The organism is Puia sp. P3, from assembly GCF_050632245.1.
Taxonomy (GTDB): domain Bacteria; phylum Bacteroidota; class Bacteroidia; order Chitinophagales; family Chitinophagaceae; genus Puia.
Genome location: NZ_CP192583.1, coordinates 5,551,429 through 5,569,348 on the forward strand (window position 1 = coordinate 5,551,429; position 17,920 = coordinate 5,569,348).

Consider the following 17,920-nt stretch of genomic DNA (forward strand, 5'->3'; position numbering starts at 1 on the left):
AACACCACACAGGGTGCGGCTATTCACTCCCATCACCGGGACACCACAGCCCCCGTCGATCCCCAGTCCCTCGCCAATCTCCGGCTACCCAAACCCGGCTCCGCCTTCGACGCCATCGTCATCGGCTCCGGCATCAGCGGCGGCTGGGCCGCCAAGAACTCTGCGAACTCGGACTCAAAACCCTCGTCCTCGAACGCGGCCGCAACGTCGTCCACAACAAGGACTATCCCACCGCTACCATGGCCCCTGGGAATTCCCCCACCGCAAACAAATGCCGGAAAAATTCGTCAAAGAAAACCCGCTCATCACCACAGCCGCGGGCTTCGGCGAAGACACCGCCCACTTCTTTATAAAAGACAAAGACCACCCCTACGTCCAGGACAAACCCTTTGACTGGATCCGCGGCTACCAGGTAGGCGGCAAATCACTTATCTGGGGCCGCGCCTGCCCGAGATGGAGTCACTACGACTTTACCGCCCCGGCACGCTACGGCTATGGGATCGAGTGGCCCATCAGCTACGAAGAGATCGCCCCTGGTACTCCCACGTCGAACTCTTCTCCGGCATCTGCGGCAACAAGGACGGTCTGGAAGCAATGCCCGACGGCGAATACCTCCCTCCCTTCGAATTCACCTGCGTCGAAAAACACCTCAAACAGGAGATCAGCAAACACTACCCCGACCGTTTCATGATCCAGGGCCGCTGGGCACGCTCGACAAAACCCAACCCCATACACCTCCAGCAGGGCCGCTCCCAATGCCGGGCCCGTGACATGTGCATGCGCGGCTGCCCTTTCGGCGGCTACTTCAGCTCGGTTTCCTCTACCCTCCCTGGGCCGCTGCCACCAGCAACCTCACCATCCGTCCATTCTCCGTAGTCCACTCGATCATCTACGACGAGAAAAAGAACAAGGCCACCGGCGTCCGCATCATCGACACCAACACAAAAGAAGTATACGACTACTTCGCCCGCATTATCTTCGTCAACGCATCCGCACTCAACAGCAATCTGGTTCTGCTCCACTCCACCAGTAATCGCTTCCCCGACGGCCTGGGCAACGACAACGGACTTCTCGGAAAATACGTGGCCTTCCAGAACTACCGTGGATCGATGAACGGCACCATCGACGGCTTCCTTGATAAATACTACTACGGACGCCGCCCCTCGGAATCGATGATGGCCAACTTCCGCAACCTGAAAAAGAACGACATGCCATTCGTCGGCGGCTACATGGCCTTCATGGGCGCCTGGCGCGGCTCACCCGACGGACACGAAGTCCCCAACAGATCGGCGCCGATTACAAAAAGGCAATGAGCGAACCTGGCGGCTGGGGAGTATATATGTATATGCAGGGAGAGACGGTCCCGAAAGAGACCAACACCGTAAGCCTCAGCAAGACCGAAAAAGACCAGTGGGGCATCCCCTCCTCGTTACCAACGTCGGCTACGACAACAACGACGAACTACTCCTCAAAGACTTTCTGACACAAGGCCGGGAAATGCTGGATAAGGCGGGAGTAAAGAATATCACCACCAACGACAACCACTGGGCGCCCGGCCGGGATATCCACGAAATGGGTGGCTGCAGAATGGGCAAAGACCCCAAAACATCACTATTGAATGGACACAATCAGCTTCACAACTGCAAAAACGTTTTTGTCACCGATGGAGCCTGCATGACCAGCACCGGCAACGCCAGCCCGTCCATACTTTATATGGCCCTCACCGCAAGAGCCGCCAACTTTGCCGTCGCCGAACTAAAAAAGGAAATCTATAGGCCATTCACCCCAAACCCTGAACCGCGACGCCAATACCACCGTGCCCCCTCCCCGTGACGATATTTCGTCAATTGACAATCCACTGGTCTGGATTTCGCCATACCATCCGGCGCCGCCTCCGCAACCAGCTACAAATGAATCACTTAAGTTCAGGCACGCAATTAGACTTAAGAGAGGAAACAACAGCCATGAAAAAAACCGACTGCCCCTCGCTATCCTTCGAAATAAGGACTCTCGAATCGATGACCGGGTACAGCGAACCCGCCGGAACACCGGCACTTAGTCACGACTATTTTCAAATCGTCTGGATCACCCGCGGCGGCGGTATCTTCCACATAGACATGCAACAATTCAACATAGAATCCAGTCACCTGTTCTGCATTCTTCCCGGCGAAATACACCTCATCGATTCAGGAGACGAGCTGGAAGGCTACGTCATCTCCTTCACCAGGAACTTCCTCAGCACCGGCGACATCGACCCGGATATACTCCACCACCCCGGCGGCATCACCCAACTGTTCGAACACTGCAGGGCTATCCAGGCCAGAAAAGATTCTATACCCGACATGGCGCTCATCATGGAGATACTGTTAAAGGAATACAACAGCTCCGACGCCTTCCGCCTCGAACTGCTCAAACGATATTTCAGGATTTTTCTCATCTACCTATCCCGACAACTCGACACAAACAATCTCCTTGTCAACCATTCCCGGACCATCGGCCTCGTCCAAAAATTCATGGACCTGCTGAACAACAACTTCAAGGAAATGCGGATGGTCGCCGATTACGCCCGGCAACTGGCCGTTACCCCCAACTACCTCAACGAAAGCATCAAAAAATCGACCGGCTATCCCGCGTCCTGGCATATCCGCCAGCGCATCGCTCTCGAGGCCAAAAGAAAGGCCGCATATTCCGACGTCTGCATGAAAGAGATCGCCTACCACCTGGGCTTCTCCGATTCAGCCCACTTCAGTAAATTTTTCAAGAACACGACCGGAATGAACTTCACCGATTTCAAAAAGAAAAATTCGCGATCCCCATGGCCTCCTGACCACCCGTCCCTCTTGTTGCGGCCACGTCCCCCACACCCCTACAATATACTCGTCACTTTCAGGGAGAGCATCACCAGATCGCCGCTTTCCCGCTGCACCAGAACCTTCACTTTAGGACCTATCGTCCTGAGCATCGCCTGGTACGCCTGCAGATCCTGCCCGACATCTTTATTGATCGCAAGAACGATATCCCCTTCCCTAAACCCGGCCTTCTCCCCCGGCGACTCAGTCATAACATCGGTGACAACGATCTTTCCACCGATACGGGCTATCGAGATCCCGCTGTAGCTGTAGTCGAAAGGCTGCCCGAAAGATTCATTGGGAAGGATATAGATCTCCGAGCGGTCGTAGTTCAATATGAGATTGAACCTGCGAAGCAGATCATTCCCGATCAGCCCCGCCAGCTGCGGATAACTCGTCACGTCATAGGCGTCCTCAAAAATATAGGTGGGTATCTGCCGAAAACGGAACGGGCCCAGTGAAAAATTTCGCAACGTCGTCAACTGCATCTCCGTCTTTCCCCCCAAACCCGCTCCCTGTATCCGCACGGGCTTCTTCCGTTTCGGACTGAACACCGCACTGTCCGTCGCAAAGCTGGTCGAGAACAGCAGACACAACCCCGCACCCGTGTCGAAATAAAACCTGCTTCTGACATCCCTCGCATCCGCCACCTGTCCCTCCAGCATCGGCAGTCCAAAAAGCCGGGGTTTCAGCAGATACCCACCCCTGGGATAAGTGATAGGCCCCTGGTATATAGATCCATTCGCTGTTTGTCATAGTCGACCTTCACCAGATAGCGCGAGAACAGCGTATACCCGATGATGCCGTCGATCTTCTCGCCATATATGCTGCTCAGAATATCATAGTCGCAGACCTGTACCGACAGGCTGTCGATCGTAATGTCTCCAAGATGCAGCGACTGACCGTCGACCAGCCGCTGCGGACATATGCCTGCCACACCGTGGATAACCGCCGAACTCGTCCGGGGGACCATCCCGAAGGCCGCGGCTGTCGTCGAATCCAGCGACACACTGCCGCATCCGGTATCGAAAATAAAATTCAGGCTGTCGGGAAAGCCGTCGATCTGCGCCTTCCCGATAATGATCCCCCCAAAAGCACCTTGAAATGGATGCTCGTCAGGTAACGGCTCGCCGGAAGGCCATCCTCCCCCGGACGATACGACCTGAAGTCTGACCGGAAATCAGATACAAACCCCACATCCTCCTGTGCAGTAACAGACCGGAACACGCCGGCCGACAACAGAAACAAAATGATTATAAGCAATCGCATAACGGGACGTTTTCAGGTTAACCAATCCACCACAAGACCGAAGAACTCATAAAATGTTGACAGTCAAAGACGAAGGCCAAACCCGCGGAAATTGCGGAATTTTGTATTAAAATTGAGCAACAGATAGGAAAAAGCCATTCACCCGCTATACATGTTGGTACAAGTTGGTACAAACCGGACATGCACACGAACAACCCTAATTTTACGTGACTATTATTTTTGATCACTATGCACACCGATGAAACACTGATTCCGCAGGTTATACGACTCTTCGAAGAAAAAACAGGCTGGGGAGACAGTACCACCTGGACCAATCAGGACTTCCTGCGCCTCAGTGACCTCATCCGCGAACACACCGGCATCACCCTCAGCCACGTCACCCTCAAACGCGTCTGGGGAAAGGTCAGATACGACAGCCTGCCCAATACCCATACCCTGAATACACTTGTCCAGTTTCTGGGCTATGATAGTTGGCGTGATTTCTCTGTTCGTCATACCCAGCAATCCTCGCCGGCAGCTTCCCAACAGTCCCCGGCCGCTTCCCAACAATCTCCGGCACCTTCCCAACAACCGTCTCCGGTCCCTGCCGGACAGCAGCCCCCCGTCCCTGACCAGCATCTGTCTCCGGTCCCTGCCGACCAGTCGACCCCAGTCCCTGCCCAGCTCCCTACCCCGGCCGGAAGACCCCACTCGTCGCCAGCCCAACCCCTCTTCCTACCCCAGCGTCCAATCCTTAAAAGGTCTGGATCTTCATTCCCGTATTTATCCTGTTACCCCTCCTTCTGCTCTTACTCCACGGCCAGCAGGCCTCGCCCCAACCCCGCGACTACGCATTCAGCAGCAAAAAAGCAGTCACCTCCGGCCTGCCCAACTCCGTCGTCTTCGACTACGACGCCTCCCGCTCACCCGACGACTCGGTCGTCATCCAGCAATCTCGGGATACCACCCGTCGCGTAAAAGTCTCGAAACTAGATCACCAGCATACTTCTGTATACTACTATCCCGACTTCTACCACGCCACCCTCCAGGTACACAACCACGTCGTCAAAACTCACAACATCCTCATCGGATCCAACGGCTGGCTGCCCCTCGTCGAACAGGACCCCGTCCCCGTCTACTTCAAAAAGAAGAGGCCATGCACGACGGCAAAATCGGCCTGTCCATCGACCAGATCAAACAAAAGAATATCCAGCTCCAGCCCTCACCCCCTACCGTTATGATCACCAACGTCCGCGACTTCGGCGATATATATACCGACCACTTTACCTTCGAGACGGCTTTCAAAAACGACTACTCCGAAGGCTCCGCCGCATGCCAGCTCAGCCGCATCTACCTTCTATGCGAAGGCACAGCCATCTGGATCCCCATTTGCACCAAAGGCTGCATCTCCACCGTCGACCTCTTCTTCACCTACTATTATACTTCCGGCAAACGCGAAGACCTGTCCGCATTCGGCGTCCCCAACTTCAACGACTACGTCAAACTCCGCGTCGAATCCGACAGCGGCCAGGCAAAGATCCTTCTCAACGACAAACTCGCCTACACCGTCAAACGCCATATCATCCGAAGCAGGATCATCGGCATCATGTACCGTTTCCAGGGCACCGGCTCCATCGACTACGTCTCCCTCACCGGCACAAAGGCCTCCTACAGGGACGACTTCAACTAACCCCTCTGCTCACAAATAGCTACTCACTATCATGCCCTCGATCAACTACCCCTCCACAACAACAGCTGGTCATCCCCTCGATCAACTACCCCTCCACAACAACAGCTGGTCATCCCCCCTGATCAACTACCCCTCCACAACAACAGCTGGTCATCCCCTCAACAGCTGACCAGCCCCCAAATAGGTCCCCCTATCAAACACCACGCAAAGCAACCTTCTCCTAATTGATTGAATTGTAATTAATAATGAAATTATTTAATCATTTGATTAAATAATTTGTTTAAATCATCCACCCGATCTACCTTTGTCCTGTAATCAGGCAGCAAACAGGCAATGGCCAGGACACCAAACAATACAACCAAAAAAACTACGGCTTCCAAAGCCCTCCGACCCGCAAAGGCCGGCCGGCCTTCCAAATCCAGCCGGTCCTCAAAAACCGACCCCAGCCAAAACGCCTCCACCGAAGAAAAGATCAAAGAGGCCGCCCGGCTACTCTTCACGCAAAAAGGCTTCGCCGCCACCCGCACCCGCGACATCGCCGACGAAGCCGGCATCAATCTGGCCCTGCTCAACTATTATTTCAGAAGCAAACAAAAACTGTTCGACATCATTATGATGGAGAACTTCCGCTACTTCATCAAGGGCATATCCTTCAACTTCCTCGCACAAGGCATATCCCTCGAACAAAAACTCAGCAGGATCGTCACCATGTACATCGACTTCCTTACGGAAAACCCCGACCTGCCCCTGTTCATCCTCAACGAACTCCGTAACAACCCTACCCAGCTCGGCAGGCATCATCGACAGCGAAGTAGGCCCAACCCGCGCAGAGTTCTTTGCCACGCTCAAACAGGCGGCTACCACAGGCCAGATAGGCCTCAACCCCGTCCACCTGATGGCAAACCTCGTCGGCCTCACCATATTTCCGTTCGTCGCCCGCCCAATCCTTCAAAAGGTAGCCGACGTCGACGACACCAAGTTCAACGAACTCATGCAACAACGAAAAGAGCTCATCCCCCTATGGATGAAAAGCATGCTCCAGGTCCATACCCCTAAATAAAACCCTTCCAGTCCGAACACAAATTTTTTTGCATACAAATTAATCAAATGATTAAATCAAATGTTTTACTGTCGCTGTTGTTCATCCACGCCGCGGCCACAGCCCAGGACACCACGACGACCGCGGGTAAAGACACTCTCTCCCTCCCCGTTGCTACGCCCTCGCAGAAACCAACTACCCCCTTACCCGCCAGCGCGCACTCATCCAAAAAACAAAAGAATACTCAATAGAGAACATCGCCAAAGGCATCTACCCACAGTTCGCCGTCAATGGCTCCGCAACCTACCAGTCGGACGTGACAAAGATCAGTATCCCCCACCTCCGGCATCAACTATCAACATACCCACCGTATCAAAAGACCAATACAAACTCCTACGGCGAGGTCTCACAGACACTCACCGACTTCGGCATCAACAAACAACGCCGGGACATCAGCCGCACAGACGGCGACCTCCACGAAGAGAACCTCAACGCCCAGCTCTACCAGCTGAAAGACCGCATCAACCAACTCTTCTTCGGCATCCTCCTCATCGACGGCCAGCTGCAGCAAAACACGCTCGCCGAAAAAGACGTCCGCACCGGGATCAAGAATACCCAGGCCGCCATCGCCAACGGAACCGCCTACAACAGCAGCCTCAACAAGCTCAGGGCCGAACTGCTAAAGACCAACCAGCAGGCCATCGAACTAAAGGCGTCGAGAAAAGCCTACACCGACATGCTTTCCCTCTTTATCAACGAGCCCGTAACAGAAACGACCACCATCATACGACCGGTACCTCCAACCCTTACCGACTCGATCCGCCGACCCGAACTAAAAGCCTATGACCTGCAGATCCAGTCCTACGTACAACAGAGCCGGCTTACCAGACTCAACACCTACCCGCAGCTGAACGCCTTCTTCCAGGGCGGCATGGGCAAACCCAATCCGGTCAATTTCCTTTCTACCCAACTCAGCGGCTACTATCTCACCGGCGTCCGCCTGACCTGGAACTTTGGCAACATCTATACTTCCAGAAAAGAGCAGCTCATTAATAAGAACAACCAGGAAATGACCCGCGCCGAACGAAGCACCTTCTTATTCAATACACAACAAACACTGAAACAAGAGAACGCAGACATCGAAAAATACCGCCAGCTCATCACCAACGACAACGAGATCGTCGACCTGAGAGAGTCCGTCAGCAAGACCTCGGCCGTACAACTACAGAACGGCGCCCTCACCGCCAACGACTACCTCCTCGACATCAACGCCGCGGCCCAGGCCCGTCAGGACCGACTCGTACACGAGATCCAGCTGCTCCTATCCCAATACAACCACCAGACAACTTCCGGCAATCAGTAAAAGCGGACCACCAGGAAAAAACCACTCATCCAAATCAATCGACACGACATGAAAAAGATACTGACACCAACCCTCTCCATCATCATCTTACTAACTACCGCCTGCAACAACCATAAACTCCAAACCGACGCATCCGGCGTATTCGAATCGGACGAGGTCATCGTCTCCGCCGAACAAAGCGGCAAACTCCTCAACTTCCCTATCCAGGAAGGCGGACTCCCTTACAAAAGGAGCGGTCATCGGCCAGATCGATATGTCCAACACCCAGCTGCAAAAACAACAAATAGAAGCCTCCATCGCCGCGCTCCACCAAAAGACAACCAACCCCACTCCACAGATCGAACTGATCAAACGGCAGCTCGCCGTCCAGCAGTCACAACTCGACCAGCAGCTCCGCGAAAAAACCCGCACCGAAAACCTACTCAAAGCCGACGCCGCCACACAAAAACAACTGGACGACATCAACGCCGCCATCGACCAGCTCCAAAAACAGATCGCCGTCAGCAAACAGCAGATCGCCCTCGATAACTCCAATATCTCCACACAAAACCGAACTATCTACAGCGAACAGGGCCCCCTCGAAAAATCGGCAGCCCAGATCCAGGACCTCATCAACAAAGGCCAGGTCGTCAATCCCATCAAAGGCACCGTACTCATCAAATATGCGCTGCAGGGCGAAACGACCACCACCGGCAAAGCACTCTACAAGATTGCCAACCTCGACACACTCACCCTTAGAGCCTATGTCACCGGTGCCCAGCTCACCCAGGTCCGCCTCGGCCAGCCCGTCAAAATATACTCCGACCAGGGCGCCGACAAATACAAAGAATACCCCGGCGAAGTCTACTGGATCAGCGACAAGTCCGAGTTCACCCCCAAAACCATCCAGACCCGCGACGAACGCGCCAACCTCGTCTACGCCGTCAAGATCCGCGTGAAAAACGACGGCTACCTCAAACTCGGCATGTACGGAGAAGTCAAATTTTAATTCCATGATCAACCTAACCAACATAAAAAAATCCTACAACAAAGGCCGGTCACCGCCGTCTCCAACATCAGCCTCTCGGTCGAACGCGGCGAACTCTTCGGCCTCATCGGCCCCGACGGAGCAGGAAAAACAACCCTCTTCCGCATCCTCACCACCCTCCTCGTCCCCGACGAAGGCACCGCCACAGTCGACGGCCTCGACGTAGTAAACGACTACGCAAAAATTCGCAGCCGCGTAGGCTATATGCCCGGCCGCTTTAGCCTCTATCAGGACCTCACCATCGAAGAGAACCTCAACTTCTTCGCCACCGTTTTCGGCACCACCATCAAAGAGAACTACCATCTCATAGAAGAGATTTACAATCAGATCGAACCATTCAAAGACCGCAGAGCCGGCAAACTATCCGGAGGCATGAAACAAAAGCTCGCCCTCTGCTGCGCCCTCATCCACAAACCTAAGGTCCTCTTTCTGGACGAACCCACCACCGGAGTCGACGTAGTCTCCCGCAAAGAATTCTGGGATATGCTCCAGCGGCTCAAACAGGAAGGCATCACCATCCTCGTATCCACTCCCTACATGGACGAAGCCAACCGCTGCGACCGCATAGCCCTCATACAAAAAGGCAACATTCTTTCCGTCAACACCCCAAAGGGCATCGTAGACGCCTTCCCCCAGGACCTCTTCGCCGTCCGCGCGGCGAAGACCCACCAGCTGCTGAAAGACGTAAGAGACTTCCCGGACACCGACACCTGCTTCGCCTTCGGAGAATCCCTTCACGTCACCTTTAAGCGCAACCCCCAGCCACTGATACCCTGGCTGCAACAAAAAGGGCAGGCCGACGCAACAATGGAAAAGATCACGCCCGGCATCGAAGACTGCTTCATTCACCTCTTAAAAAACTGACACATGGCCCCCGTCATCACCACAAACAAACTAACCAAACGCTTCGGCCAGTTCATCGCCGCCAACGCCCTGACCTTCGAAGTAGGCAAGGGCGAAATATTCGGCTTCCTCGGCGCCAACGGCGCCGGAAAGACGACAGCCATGCGTATGCTCTGCGGACTCTCCACCCCTTCCTCCGGCACAGCTACCGTCGCCGGCTTCGACGTATATACACAGACGGAAAAGATTAAACAGAACATCGGCTATATGAGCCAAAAGTTCTCCCTCTACGACGACCTCACCGTCGCCGAGAATATACGCTTCTACGCCGGCATCTACGGCATGAGCACGCAGGCCATCAAGGCCAAGACCAACCAGCTCCTCCAGGAACTCCAGCTCGAAAAAGAAGCAAAAACCCTCGTAAAAGCCCTCCCCTCGGCTGGAAACAAAAACTCGCCTTCTCCGTCGCCATCGTCCACGACCCCGACATCGTCTTCCTCGACGAACCCACCGGCGGAGTCGATCCCGTCACCCGACGCCAGTTCTGGGACCTCATCTACGCCGCCTCGGACAAAGGAGTAACCGTCTTCGTCACCACCCACTACATGGACGAGGCTGAATACTGCAACCGCGTCTCGATCATGGTGGACGGCGTCATCGCGGCCCTCGACAGCCCGGCCAGCCTCAAACAACAATTCGGCGCGACCAACATGGAAGACGTCTTCTATGAACTCGCCCGCAATGCCAAACGTAAAGCCGACTAGCCATGCGCCAACTATTCACCTTTATCCGAAAAGAATTCCTGCACGTCTTCCGCGACCGCAAGACCCTGCTCATGCTCTTCGGACTACCCATCGCCCAGATCGTCCTCTTCGGCTTCGCCCTCTCCAACGAGATAAAGAATTCCCGCATCGCCGTCGTGGACTACAGCAAGGACGCCACAACGACCCGCCTCATCAGCCGGATCGCCGCCAGCAGCTATTTCGACATCCAGCGCAGCCTGGCCAGCGCCGGCCAGCTGCAGGCAGCCTTTAAAAAGGTGATATCAAAATGGCCGTCATCTTCCCCGCCAGTTTCGGCGACGACCTCCAGCATACCGGCAAAGCGACCATGCAGGTCATCGCAGACGCCTCCGACCCCAACCAGGCCACGACCATCACCAACTACCTCAGCCAGATCGTCACCGACTACAACACCGAACTGGCAAAGGACGCCGGCCAGCCCATGCAGATCAACCCTGAGACCCAGATGCTCTATAACCCCGAACTGCGCGGCGCGCCCAACTTCGTCCCCGGCGTAATGGCCCTCGTGCTCATGCTGGTCTGCACCATGATGACTTCAGTGGCGATCGTAAAGGAGAAAGAGTTGGGGACAATGGAGATACTGCTCGTGTCACCCTTCAAACCCGTCTATATCATCATCTCCAAACTGGCGCCCAACCTGCTCATTTCCGTACTCAACCTTATTGTTATCCTGGTGCTGAGCTGGCTCTTCCTCGACCTTCCCGTAAAAGGCAGCCTTCTCCTGCTCATCACCTGCAGCATCCTCTTCATCCTCACCTCCCTGTCCATCGGCCTGCTCCTGTCCATCAACGCCCAGACACAACAGGCAGCCATGATGGGGTCACTGATGGGCATGATGCTCCCGACCATGCTGCTCACCGGCTTCCTGTTCCCGATAGAGAACATGCCGCCCGCGCTGCAGATACTCTCCAACCTCGTACCTTCCCGCTGGTATTTCATCATTGTCAAAAGGGTGATGCTCAAAGGCCTCGGCATCACCGCCGTCTGGCGCGAAATGCTCATCCTCGCCGGCATGTGCCTGCTGTTGTTCACAATAAGTCTCAGAAAATTTAAAATCAGACTACAATGAGGACCCTAATCTTCCTTCTCGAAAAAGAATTCCGTCAGATACTCCGCAACCGGCAAACTCTCCGGACACTGCTGATCGCCCCGGTGATCCAGCTCGATCATACTTCCCCTCGCCGCCGACTACTCGGTGAAAGATATTTCCCTGGCCATCGTGGACAACGACCATTCCCCTTTCTCCCAAAAGTTGATCAACAAGATCACCGCCTCCGGCCACTTCCGCCTTACCGGCTATGCCGCCTCCTATCCCGAAGCCCTCAAAATGGTCGAAGAGGATCAGGCCGACATCGCGCTCCAGATCCCCGCCCAGCTTCGAACGCGACCTCGTCCGCGAAAACAACAAACAACTCTATATAGCCATCAACGCCATCGAAGGCACCAAAGCCAGCCTCGGCGGCGCCTACCTCGCCAGTATCATCCGCGACTACAACACCGATATCCGCCTCCGCTGGCAGTCCACCTCCTCACCCGAAATCTCCCCACAGGTCGAAGCCGTCTCCACCAACTGGTATAACCCCCTCCTCAACTTCAAACTATATATGGTCCCCGCCATCCTGGTTGTCCTCCTCACCGCCATGGCCGCCATGCAGTCCGCCTTCAACATCGTACAGGAAAAAGAGAGCGGCACCATCGAACAGATCAATGTTACCCCCATCAAAAAACATATCTTCATTCTCGGAAAAATGGTCCCCTTCCTCGTCCTCGGCGTCATCCTCTTCACCCTGGGACTTTTGGTAGGCTGGATTTTCTATGGAGTAGTTCCCGCAGGCAGTCTTTGGGTGCTATATGCATCCCTGATCGTTTATCTGTTCGCCATGCTCGGCCTCGGCCTCCTCCCGGCCACCTATTCAGCTACACAGCAGCAGTCCATGTCCCTCGCCTTCTTCTTCATCAATATCTTCAACATCATGAGCGGCGTATTCACCGCCGTCGACAGCATGCCCGGCTGGGCCCAGGCCATCGTATCCACATTCCCCCCAGCCAGCTCATAAAGATCATGCGCATGGTTGTCCTCAAAGGCAGCGGCTTCAGCGACATCACCTGGCCCCTCACCGCCATGGCCCTCATCGGCCTCTTCCTCAACACCTGGGCCGTACTCAACTACCGCAAAACCTCCTAAAAAAAGGTCGCGTCCCATCACCTGGAACGCGACCCCGGTCATCCGACCCCAATATCAATTATAGAGATACTCCCCTCTTCCAGGGAATAAAATCATCCTGCACATGCCTCACCGCCGCCACCTGCGTGTCCCCGCTCGCCACACCGATCACATAATCCAGTATCCTGGCCCCAGCCTGCTGTATCGTCTCCTTACCCTCGATGATCGTACCCGTATTGATATCCATAATATCCCGCATCCGGTCGAATAACGCCGTATTCGTTGCGATCTTCACCACCGGCGCCACAGGATTCCCGGTCGGCGTGCCCAGCCCGGTCGTGAACAGCACGATATTCGCGCCGCTCGCTACCTCCGCCGTAGTCGACTCCACATCATTACCCGGAGTACACAACAAATTCAGACCCGGCCGCGTCACCTTCTCCGGATAGTCCAGCACCGCCGTCACCGGCGAAGTACCACCCTTCTTCGCCGCACCCGCCGACTTGATCGCATCCGTGATCAGCCCGTCCCGGATATTGCCCGGCGAAGGATTCATATCGAAACCGGAACCCACCGCCTTGGCCCGGTCATTATAGGTATGCATCAGATGCGAAAAACGTTCAGCCGTCTCCACATCCATACAGCGATCGCTGAGATTCTGCTCGACACCGCACAGCTCCGGGAACTCCGACAATATCACGGATCCGCCCAGCGCCACCAGCAGGTCCGACGTATAGCCGATAGCGGGATTCGCCGATATCCCCGAGAACCCGTCCGATCCGCCGCACTCCAGTCCGATACACAGCTTGCTCAGCGGCGCCGGCTGCCTCGTCTGCTGATTGGCCAGCATCACCCCCGCGAAAGTTTGCTTTATCGCTTCCGACAAAAGCTCGGACTCCTTGCCCACCTTCTGCTGCTCGAGAATATACAGCGGTTTGGCAAATTGCGGCGACCTCTTTTTGATCTCCTCCTCCAGCATGCTCACCTGCGCATTCTGACAACCCAGACTCAGCACTGTCGCGCCGGCCACATTCGGATGCGTGATATACCCTGCGAGCAGACCGCACAGCGCCTGCGCATCCTGCCTCGTACCGCCGCAGCCCCCGCTATGATTCAGGAATTTGATACCGTCCACATTAGGGAACAGACGCTGGTTCTCATTGCCGGCATAGTCGGCCTGCAGATCGGCTTCCAGTATCTCTTCCACGCTCTTCCCCGCCCTGTATAATTCCACCAGCTGCTTAGACTGGCGCTGATAGCTTCTGTTCCTTCCATATCCCAGATCCGTGACCAGCGCCTGCTGCAGGACATCCAGGTTCCTGTTCTCGCAGAACACCATCGGGATCACCACCCAGTAATTGGCCGTTCCCACACTGCCGTCCGCCCGATGATACCCTTTGAAGGTCCTGCCGGAAAAAGCCGACACATCCGGCTTAATCCAGTTAGTATCCCTGTCGCCGATTGTAAAATCGTTGGCCGCATGTTTTACGTTGGACGTGCTGATCAATCCGCCTTTTTTTATCGGCTGCTGAGCCTTGCCCACCAGCACCCCGTACATGATGATAGAGTCACCCGCAGCCAGATCCGCCGTAGCAAACTTGTGCTTCGCCTTCACCGGCTCCTGTATAATATAATCCTGACCTTCATAGTTGACGGTCATCCCCTTTTCGAGATTGACCAGCGCCACCAGCACATTATCGGCCGGGTGGACCTTTAAAATAATTTGAGCCCCCATAGTAACTTATTTTTTTGTATTCAGTTGAGCCAGCGCAGCCGCCGCCCCTTTATTCATCAACACATCGAGATTCTTCCGCACCGCCTCTTCGAAACCAGGCACCTCTGTCAGATCTGCGCCCCACAACCCCTGATCACTCAGCGCCGTCTTCACTACCACATCAGGTTCGTTCTGCCACAAATCCTTGAAATACGCTGCCCTATCATCCGTCACCGGGCCCGACTGACCCCGCATGAACAACAGGTAGGCAGCAAAGCCCAGCACTATATGCGGCGGAGGCTCCGGCTGATAGTGCTTCAGCAACACCGGTACCACCCTCATCCGGATCTTCGAGCTATACTGCATCGTAATACTGATCCACTGATGCTGTATATGCGGATTGCGGAACCTGTCCAGTACTTTCAATCCAAAATCCCTCGCCTCCGACAACGACAGCTCATACGGTATATTAGGCGCGATCTCCTTCAGCATCAGGTCCGAAACGAACGCAGAGAACGCCGGATCATCCATCGCACTCTTCACCGTCGGGAAACCCGCCAGTACAGCGAGCCCGCAGCTCAGCGTATGGGTCCCGTTCAGCAACCGCAGCTTCAACTCGCGGTAGATCTCGATATCAGGCGCGATGATCACCCCCGCATCTGCCCCCGCAAACGACAACACCTTCTTCACCTTCTCATCCCCCTCTATCGCCCACAGACGATACACCTCCGATATGGAAAGCAGGTCATCTTTATAACCAAGATCACGCTCCAATTGTTGAAGCGTCGCCGCATCCGGCTTGCCCGGTACGATCCTGTCCACCAGCGAGCTGCACCACCGGCATTGTCCGTCCATCCAGGTCAGGAACGCATCCTCCATCTTATTGAAATTCGCCAGCTGTTTCACAATGCCAGCCAGTTTCTTCCCGTTGTCCACGATCAGCTCGGTAGGCACGATCACCATCCCGCTGTCCGCACTCCCGGAGAACGCCTTATAACGCTCATATAGAAAAGCAAGCAGCTTCCCCGGAAAAGAGGCCGGAACCCGTCCTTCGATGGATTCTTCCACCAGCTGTATACCTACCTCCGTCGTATTGCTGACTATGATCTGCATCTCCGGCCGGTGGGCCAGCTGCAATATCTCCAGACCAGCTGTCCCGGGCAGACAACACCCGGCTGATGGCGCTACTGATAATATTCTCCTCTACTTTTTTCCTTCTTCGATACCCCGCACACACAAGGTATAAAGGCCGTCCTGGCGGTCAAAAGCGCCCGCATCACCGGAATCCGTCGACTTCACCACCACGACACGACCGCCGAACAGGCCCTGCCGGTTGGCCTTATCGATAAAATAATCCGGCAACCCCCTCAGCAACACACCGGTACCGAATTGCAATACTTTTTCAGGCAGAGCAAAGATCTCCGCCGACGGCTTGACCACAGCAGGCGTCTTTACCGACGCCAAGGTCTCTTTTGAAAGATTCATTATCCTTTATTATTTTCTTTTATGACCTCACGCGCGATCTTCAACGCTTTCAGCGTATTCTCATACAAAAGATCGTAATTCTCATTCTTTAAAATGTCCTTGCTGATCAGCTTGCTCCCAAGTCCCACAGCACATACCCCTGCCTTCACCCAGGCCCGGATATTGTTCTCGTCGATCTCCACCCCACCCGTCGGAATGAACAGCTGGTCCTGAAACAACTCCCTGATAGAGCTCACAAACTCCGGACCGAGAATATTCGCCGGAAACAGTTTTATCAGCGCCGCCTTATTCCGCTGCGCCGTATAAATTTCGCTCGGCGTCATACAACCCGGTACCCACAAAAGCCCCGCCTCGTCCGCAACCGCCGCCACCTCCGGATTCACGATGGGAGCGACGATAAAGTCCGCACCCGCCGCCACAAACGCCCGCGCCTCATCAGCCGACTTCACCGTTCCGATACCAAGGTACAGATCGGGCGCCTCGGCCGACAGCACCTTCTTCAACATGGAAAAATTGTCCAGAGCGGCTACACCCCTGTTGGTATATTCTACGGCCCTGACACCCGCCTTATACAGCGTCCGCATCACAGACAAACATACCGAAGGACTCTCCCAATAGAATAGCGGCAGAATACCCTGCCCAAGTATACTCTGTAAAATGACTTTCTTATCGTTCATATGCTGACATAAATTTTTTGATTTCCGTAGCGGGCATATCCGTAGCATCGCTCGGAATGTATAATTTCTGATACGCCGCCGCCGTGGCGAACTCCAGCGTATCCTGCACAGACTCGCCAGTATAAAGACCACGGATCAGCCCGGCCATGAAACAGTCTCCACTCCCCACCTTGTCCAGTATCTTCTCCGACACGTACTCCACGCTGTTATACAACTTCCCTCCGGTATACAGCGCGGTATAGTATTGAATACCACCCGCTCCCTTGTCGAAACGGAACGTGTTGGCCACGTATTTCACCCTCGGGAACCGCTCCATGATCCGCTGGCTGCTTATCAGCGCATGAGGCAGATAGTCCCCCGCAGCAACCAGCTCCTCATCCACCGGTATCCCCAGCATCTTCTCCGCCGCCCAAAGATTGCCCATCACCAGATCGCAGTGCTTCACCAGTCTGGGCATCACCTCCACCGGCGAAACCCCATACTGCCATAGCTTCGCCCTGTAGTTCAGATCGACCGAAATCGTCAGCCCCTTCCTGGCGGAGGCAGCCTCCAGCAACTCCTCGCACACCTGCGCCAATGGCCCGCTCAACGCCGGTGAAATGGCGCTGAAATGCAGCCAGCCAACATCCTCCAGCACCGCGTCCCAGTTCACCATCCCTGGCCGGAGGGCCGCGAACGACGAATGAGCCCGGTCATAAATGACACTGGCATTCTTGAGATCCTTCCCCTTGGGCAGGAAATATAAACCCAGCCTTTCTCCCTGGTAAAGGATGCGGGAGGTATCCACCCCTTCTCCTCCAGATAAGACGCCAGCTGACGACACAATAAATTATCCGGTAATGCAGTAAAATAGGCCGAAGGAACTCCCCATAAAGCCAGCGCCGTAGCTACATTGGCCTCCGCCCCGCCTACATAAAAAGGTAATACATTCTCCCTCACCCAGCCTCCGTCCGCATCCGGACAAATTCGCAGCAACAACTCTCCAAAAGACAAAACTTTTTTGCTCACAGATCAGTCA

The 17,920-nt window shown here is 54.9% G+C and carries 26 protein-coding genes and 2 pseudogenes; 19 read left to right on the top strand and 9 right to left on the bottom strand.

The window, feature by feature from the left end; genetic code table 11:
• The first annotated feature begins 271 nt into the window (after window positions 1-271).
• The 5 genes and pseudogenes from ACQ86N_RS34945 to ACQ86N_RS34965 form a co-directional block, all read left to right on the top strand.
• Window positions 272-691 carry a hypothetical protein gene (locus ACQ86N_RS34945; RefSeq protein WP_431211090.1) on the top strand — a complete coding sequence of 140 codons (420 nt, stop codon included), beginning with the start codon at window positions 272-274 and terminating at the stop codon, window positions 689-691.
• Window positions 692-773: 82 nt separating this feature from the next.
• Window positions 774-1,313 (top strand): hypothetical protein, encoded by a 540-nt coding sequence (locus tag ACQ86N_RS34950; RefSeq protein ID WP_431211091.1) that lies wholly within the window; start codon window positions 774-776, stop codon window positions 1,311-1,313.
• Window positions 1,310-1,483 (top strand): hypothetical protein, encoded by a 174-nt coding sequence (locus ACQ86N_RS34955; RefSeq protein ID WP_431211092.1) that lies wholly within the window; start codon window positions 1,310-1,312, stop codon window positions 1,481-1,483. Before ACQ86N_RS34950 ends, ACQ86N_RS34955 begins: the two co-directional genes overlap by 4 nt.
• Window positions 1,411-1,833: a GMC oxidoreductase gene (locus ACQ86N_RS34960; protein WP_431211093.1), complete on the top strand. Its 423-nt coding sequence runs from the start codon at window positions 1,411-1,413 to the stop codon at window positions 1,831-1,833. Before ACQ86N_RS34955 ends, ACQ86N_RS34960 begins: the two co-directional genes overlap by 73 nt.
• A 185-nt stretch (window positions 1,834-2,018) precedes the next feature.
• Window positions 2,019-2,786 (top strand): annotated as a pseudogene (locus ACQ86N_RS34965) (helix-turn-helix domain-containing protein); the annotation flags it as partial.
• An 80-nt stretch (window positions 2,787-2,866) separates the two neighbouring features.
• Here the strand turns inward: ACQ86N_RS34965 and ACQ86N_RS34970 are convergent.
• Genes ACQ86N_RS34970 through ACQ86N_RS34980 form a run of 3 tightly spaced genes read right to left on the bottom strand, consistent with a single transcriptional unit; the run spans window position 2,867 to window position 4,118 of the window.
• The gene (locus ACQ86N_RS34970; RefSeq protein WP_431211094.1) at window positions 2,867-3,514 is read right to left on the bottom strand and encodes a PDZ domain-containing protein; all 648 of its coding nucleotides are present in this window, start codon (window positions 3,512-3,514) and stop codon (window positions 2,867-2,869) included.
• Between the two features lie 23 nt (window positions 3,515-3,537).
• Complete coding sequence (locus tag ACQ86N_RS34975; RefSeq protein ID WP_431211095.1) at window positions 3,538-3,858, bottom strand: hypothetical protein; 321 nt, start codon at window positions 3,856-3,858, stop codon at window positions 3,538-3,540.
• 29 nt (window positions 3,859-3,887) lie between these two features.
• On the bottom strand, window positions 3,888-4,118 hold the full coding sequence (locus ACQ86N_RS34980; RefSeq protein ID WP_431211096.1) for a hypothetical protein: 231 nt from the start codon (window positions 4,116-4,118) through the stop codon (window positions 3,888-3,890).
• 228 nt (window positions 4,119-4,346) lie between these two features.
• On the opposite strand from ACQ86N_RS34980, the gene ACQ86N_RS34985 reads away from it, so the two are divergent.
• From ACQ86N_RS34985 to ACQ86N_RS34995, 3 genes are all read left to right on the top strand, one after another.
• The gene (locus ACQ86N_RS34985) at window positions 4,347-5,075 is read left to right on the top strand and encodes a hypothetical protein (protein ID WP_431211097.1); all 729 of its coding nucleotides are present in this window, start codon (window positions 4,347-4,349) and stop codon (window positions 5,073-5,075) included.
• 178 nt (window positions 5,076-5,253) lie between these two features.
• Window positions 5,254-5,787 carry a hypothetical protein gene (locus ACQ86N_RS34990; protein WP_431211098.1) on the top strand — a complete coding sequence of 178 codons (534 nt, stop codon included), beginning with the start codon at window positions 5,254-5,256 and terminating at the stop codon, window positions 5,785-5,787.
• A 31-nt stretch (window positions 5,788-5,818) separates the two neighbouring features.
• The gene (locus ACQ86N_RS34995; RefSeq protein ID WP_431211099.1) at window positions 5,819-5,956 is read left to right on the top strand and encodes a hypothetical protein; all 138 of its coding nucleotides are present in this window, start codon (window positions 5,819-5,821) and stop codon (window positions 5,954-5,956) included.
• An 82-nt stretch (window positions 5,957-6,038) separates the two neighbouring features.
• Here the strand turns inward: ACQ86N_RS34995 and ACQ86N_RS35000 are convergent, their stop codons facing one another.
• Window positions 6,039-6,287, bottom strand: a complete 249-nt coding sequence (locus ACQ86N_RS35000) for a hypothetical protein (protein WP_431218027.1) — start codon at window positions 6,285-6,287, stop codon at window positions 6,039-6,041.
• Between the two features lie 395 nt (window positions 6,288-6,682).
• Here ACQ86N_RS35000 and ACQ86N_RS35005 point away from each other — a divergent pair, with 395 nt between their 5' ends.
• From ACQ86N_RS35005 to ACQ86N_RS35055, 11 genes are all read left to right on the top strand, one after another.
• Window positions 6,683-6,847 (top strand): hypothetical protein, encoded by a 165-nt coding sequence (locus ACQ86N_RS35005; RefSeq protein WP_431218028.1) that lies wholly within the window; start codon window positions 6,683-6,685, stop codon window positions 6,845-6,847.
• Window positions 6,848-6,894: 47 nt separating this feature from the next.
• On the top strand, window positions 6,895-7,077 hold the full coding sequence (locus ACQ86N_RS35010; protein WP_431211100.1) for a hypothetical protein: 183 nt from the start codon (window positions 6,895-6,897) through the stop codon (window positions 7,075-7,077).
• Complete coding sequence (locus tag ACQ86N_RS35015; RefSeq protein WP_431217713.1) at window positions 7,050-8,189, top strand: TolC family protein; 1,140 nt, start codon at window positions 7,050-7,052, stop codon at window positions 8,187-8,189. The genes ACQ86N_RS35010 and ACQ86N_RS35015 overlap by 28 nt, the downstream gene beginning before the upstream one ends.
• A gap of 253 nt (window positions 8,190-8,442) precedes the next feature.
• Window positions 8,443-9,177 carry an HlyD family secretion protein gene (locus ACQ86N_RS35020; protein WP_431211101.1) on the top strand — a complete coding sequence of 245 codons (735 nt, stop codon included), beginning with the start codon at window positions 8,443-8,445 and terminating at the stop codon, window positions 9,175-9,177.
• A 4-nt stretch (window positions 9,178-9,181) separates the two neighbouring features.
• On the top strand, window positions 9,182-9,382 hold the full coding sequence (locus ACQ86N_RS35025; protein ID WP_431211102.1) for a hypothetical protein: 201 nt from the start codon (window positions 9,182-9,184) through the stop codon (window positions 9,380-9,382).
• A complete protein-coding gene (locus tag ACQ86N_RS35030; protein ID WP_431217714.1) occupies window positions 9,283-10,080 on the top strand; it encodes an ABC transporter ATP-binding protein in 798 nt (265 codons plus the stop codon). The genes ACQ86N_RS35025 and ACQ86N_RS35030 overlap by 100 nt, the downstream gene beginning before the upstream one ends.
• A 3-nt stretch (window positions 10,081-10,083) precedes the next feature.
• Window positions 10,084-10,641: an ABC transporter ATP-binding protein gene (locus ACQ86N_RS35035; protein WP_431211103.1), complete on the top strand. Its 558-nt coding sequence runs from the start codon at window positions 10,084-10,086 to the stop codon at window positions 10,639-10,641.
• Window positions 10,548-10,823, top strand: coding sequence for a hypothetical protein (locus tag ACQ86N_RS35040; protein ID WP_431217715.1), 276 nt, complete (start codon window positions 10,548-10,550; stop codon window positions 10,821-10,823). The genes ACQ86N_RS35035 and ACQ86N_RS35040 overlap by 94 nt, the downstream gene beginning before the upstream one ends.
• Before the next feature lie 286 nt (window positions 10,824-11,109).
• Window positions 11,110-11,931 carry an ABC transporter permease gene (locus tag ACQ86N_RS35045; protein ID WP_431211104.1) on the top strand — a complete coding sequence of 274 codons (822 nt, stop codon included), beginning with the start codon at window positions 11,110-11,112 and terminating at the stop codon, window positions 11,929-11,931.
• A gap of 229 nt (window positions 11,932-12,160) precedes the next feature.
• Complete coding sequence (locus tag ACQ86N_RS35050) at window positions 12,161-12,919, top strand: ABC transporter permease (protein ID WP_431211105.1); 759 nt, start codon at window positions 12,161-12,163, stop codon at window positions 12,917-12,919.
• A gap of 5 nt (window positions 12,920-12,924) precedes the next feature.
• On the top strand, window positions 12,925-13,047 hold the full coding sequence (locus ACQ86N_RS35055) for a hypothetical protein (RefSeq protein WP_431211106.1): 123 nt from the start codon (window positions 12,925-12,927) through the stop codon (window positions 13,045-13,047).
• Between the two features lie 58 nt (window positions 13,048-13,105).
• Here ACQ86N_RS35055 and ACQ86N_RS35060 read toward each other — a convergent pair whose 3' ends face one another.
• From ACQ86N_RS35060 to ACQ86N_RS35080, 5 genes and pseudogenes are all read right to left on the bottom strand, one after another.
• Window positions 13,106-14,761 (bottom strand): UxaA family hydrolase, encoded by a 1,656-nt coding sequence (locus tag ACQ86N_RS35060; RefSeq protein WP_431211107.1) that lies wholly within the window; start codon window positions 14,759-14,761, stop codon window positions 13,106-13,108.
• A 6-nt stretch (window positions 14,762-14,767) separates the two neighbouring features.
• Entirely contained in the window at window positions 14,768-15,877 is a 1,110-nt protein-coding gene (locus ACQ86N_RS35065; RefSeq protein WP_431211108.1) for a tagaturonate reductase, read from the bottom strand.
• A gap of 66 nt (window positions 15,878-15,943) precedes the next feature.
• A complete protein-coding gene (locus ACQ86N_RS35070; RefSeq protein ID WP_431211109.1) occupies window positions 15,944-16,225 on the bottom strand; it encodes a hypothetical protein in 282 nt (93 codons plus the stop codon).
• Window positions 16,225-16,902: a bifunctional 4-hydroxy-2-oxoglutarate aldolase/2-dehydro-3-deoxy-phosphogluconate aldolase gene (locus tag ACQ86N_RS35075; protein ID WP_431211110.1), complete on the bottom strand. Its 678-nt coding sequence runs from the start codon at window positions 16,900-16,902 to the stop codon at window positions 16,225-16,227. The genes ACQ86N_RS35070 and ACQ86N_RS35075 overlap by 1 nt, the downstream gene beginning before the upstream one ends.
• A pseudogene (locus ACQ86N_RS35080) lies at window positions 16,892-17,910 on the bottom strand (PfkB family carbohydrate kinase). Before ACQ86N_RS35080 ends, ACQ86N_RS35075 begins: the two are co-directional and overlap by 11 nt.
• Window positions 17,911-17,920: the final 10 nt, after the last annotated feature.

Coding starts and splice junctions, on each gene's coding strand:
- ACQ86N_RS34945 (WP_431211090.1), top strand. CDS start 272: ATGCCGGAAAAATTCGTCAAAGAAAACCCGCTCATCACCACAGCCGCG.
- ACQ86N_RS35005 (WP_431218028.1), top strand. CDS start 6,683: ATGGCAAACCTCGTCGGCCTCACCATATTTCCGTTCGTCGCCCGCCCA.
- ACQ86N_RS35020 (WP_431211101.1), top strand. CDS start 8,443: ATGTCCAACACCCAGCTGCAAAAACAACAAATAGAAGCCTCCATCGCC.
- ACQ86N_RS35035 (WP_431211103.1), top strand. CDS start 10,084: ATGGCCCCCGTCATCACCACAAACAAACTAACCAAACGCTTCGGCCAG.
- ACQ86N_RS35055 (WP_431211106.1), top strand. CDS start 12,925: ATGCGCATGGTTGTCCTCAAAGGCAGCGGCTTCAGCGACATCACCTGG.
- ACQ86N_RS35070 (WP_431211109.1), bottom strand. CDS start 16,225: ATGAATCTTTCAAAAGAGACCTTGGCGTCGGTAAAGACGCCTGCTGTG.
- ACQ86N_RS35045 (WP_431211104.1), top strand. CDS start 11,110: ATGGCCGTCATCTTCCCCGCCAGTTTCGGCGACGACCTCCAGCATACC.
- ACQ86N_RS35025 (WP_431211102.1), top strand. CDS start 9,182: ATGATCAACCTAACCAACATAAAAAAATCCTACAACAAAGGCCGGTCA.
- ACQ86N_RS34955 (WP_431211092.1), top strand. CDS start 1,310: ATGAGCGAACCTGGCGGCTGGGGAGTATATATGTATATGCAGGGAGAG.
- ACQ86N_RS34985 (WP_431211097.1), top strand. CDS start 4,347: ATGCACACCGATGAAACACTGATTCCGCAGGTTATACGACTCTTCGAA.
- ACQ86N_RS34970 (WP_431211094.1), bottom strand. CDS start 3,514: ATGCTGGAGGGACAGGTGGCGGATGCGAGGGATGTCAGAAGCAGGTTT.
- ACQ86N_RS35050 (WP_431211105.1), top strand. CDS start 12,161: ATGCCGCCTCCTATCCCGAAGCCCTCAAAATGGTCGAAGAGGATCAGG.
- ACQ86N_RS35010 (WP_431211100.1), top strand. CDS start 6,895: ATGATTAAATCAAATGTTTTACTGTCGCTGTTGTTCATCCACGCCGCG.
- ACQ86N_RS35075 (WP_431211110.1), bottom strand. CDS start 16,902: ATGAACGATAAGAAAGTCATTTTACAGAGTATACTTGGGCAGGGTATT.
- ACQ86N_RS34995 (WP_431211099.1), top strand. CDS start 5,819: ATGCCCTCGATCAACTACCCCTCCACAACAACAGCTGGTCATCCCCTC.
- ACQ86N_RS34990 (WP_431211098.1), top strand. CDS start 5,254: ATGCACGACGGCAAAATCGGCCTGTCCATCGACCAGATCAAACAAAAG.
- ACQ86N_RS34980 (WP_431211096.1), bottom strand. CDS start 4,118: ATGCGATTGCTTATAATCATTTTGTTTCTGTTGTCGGCCGGCGTGTTC.
- ACQ86N_RS35060 (WP_431211107.1), bottom strand. CDS start 14,761: ATGGGGGCTCAAATTATTTTAAAGGTCCACCCGGCCGATAATGTGCTG.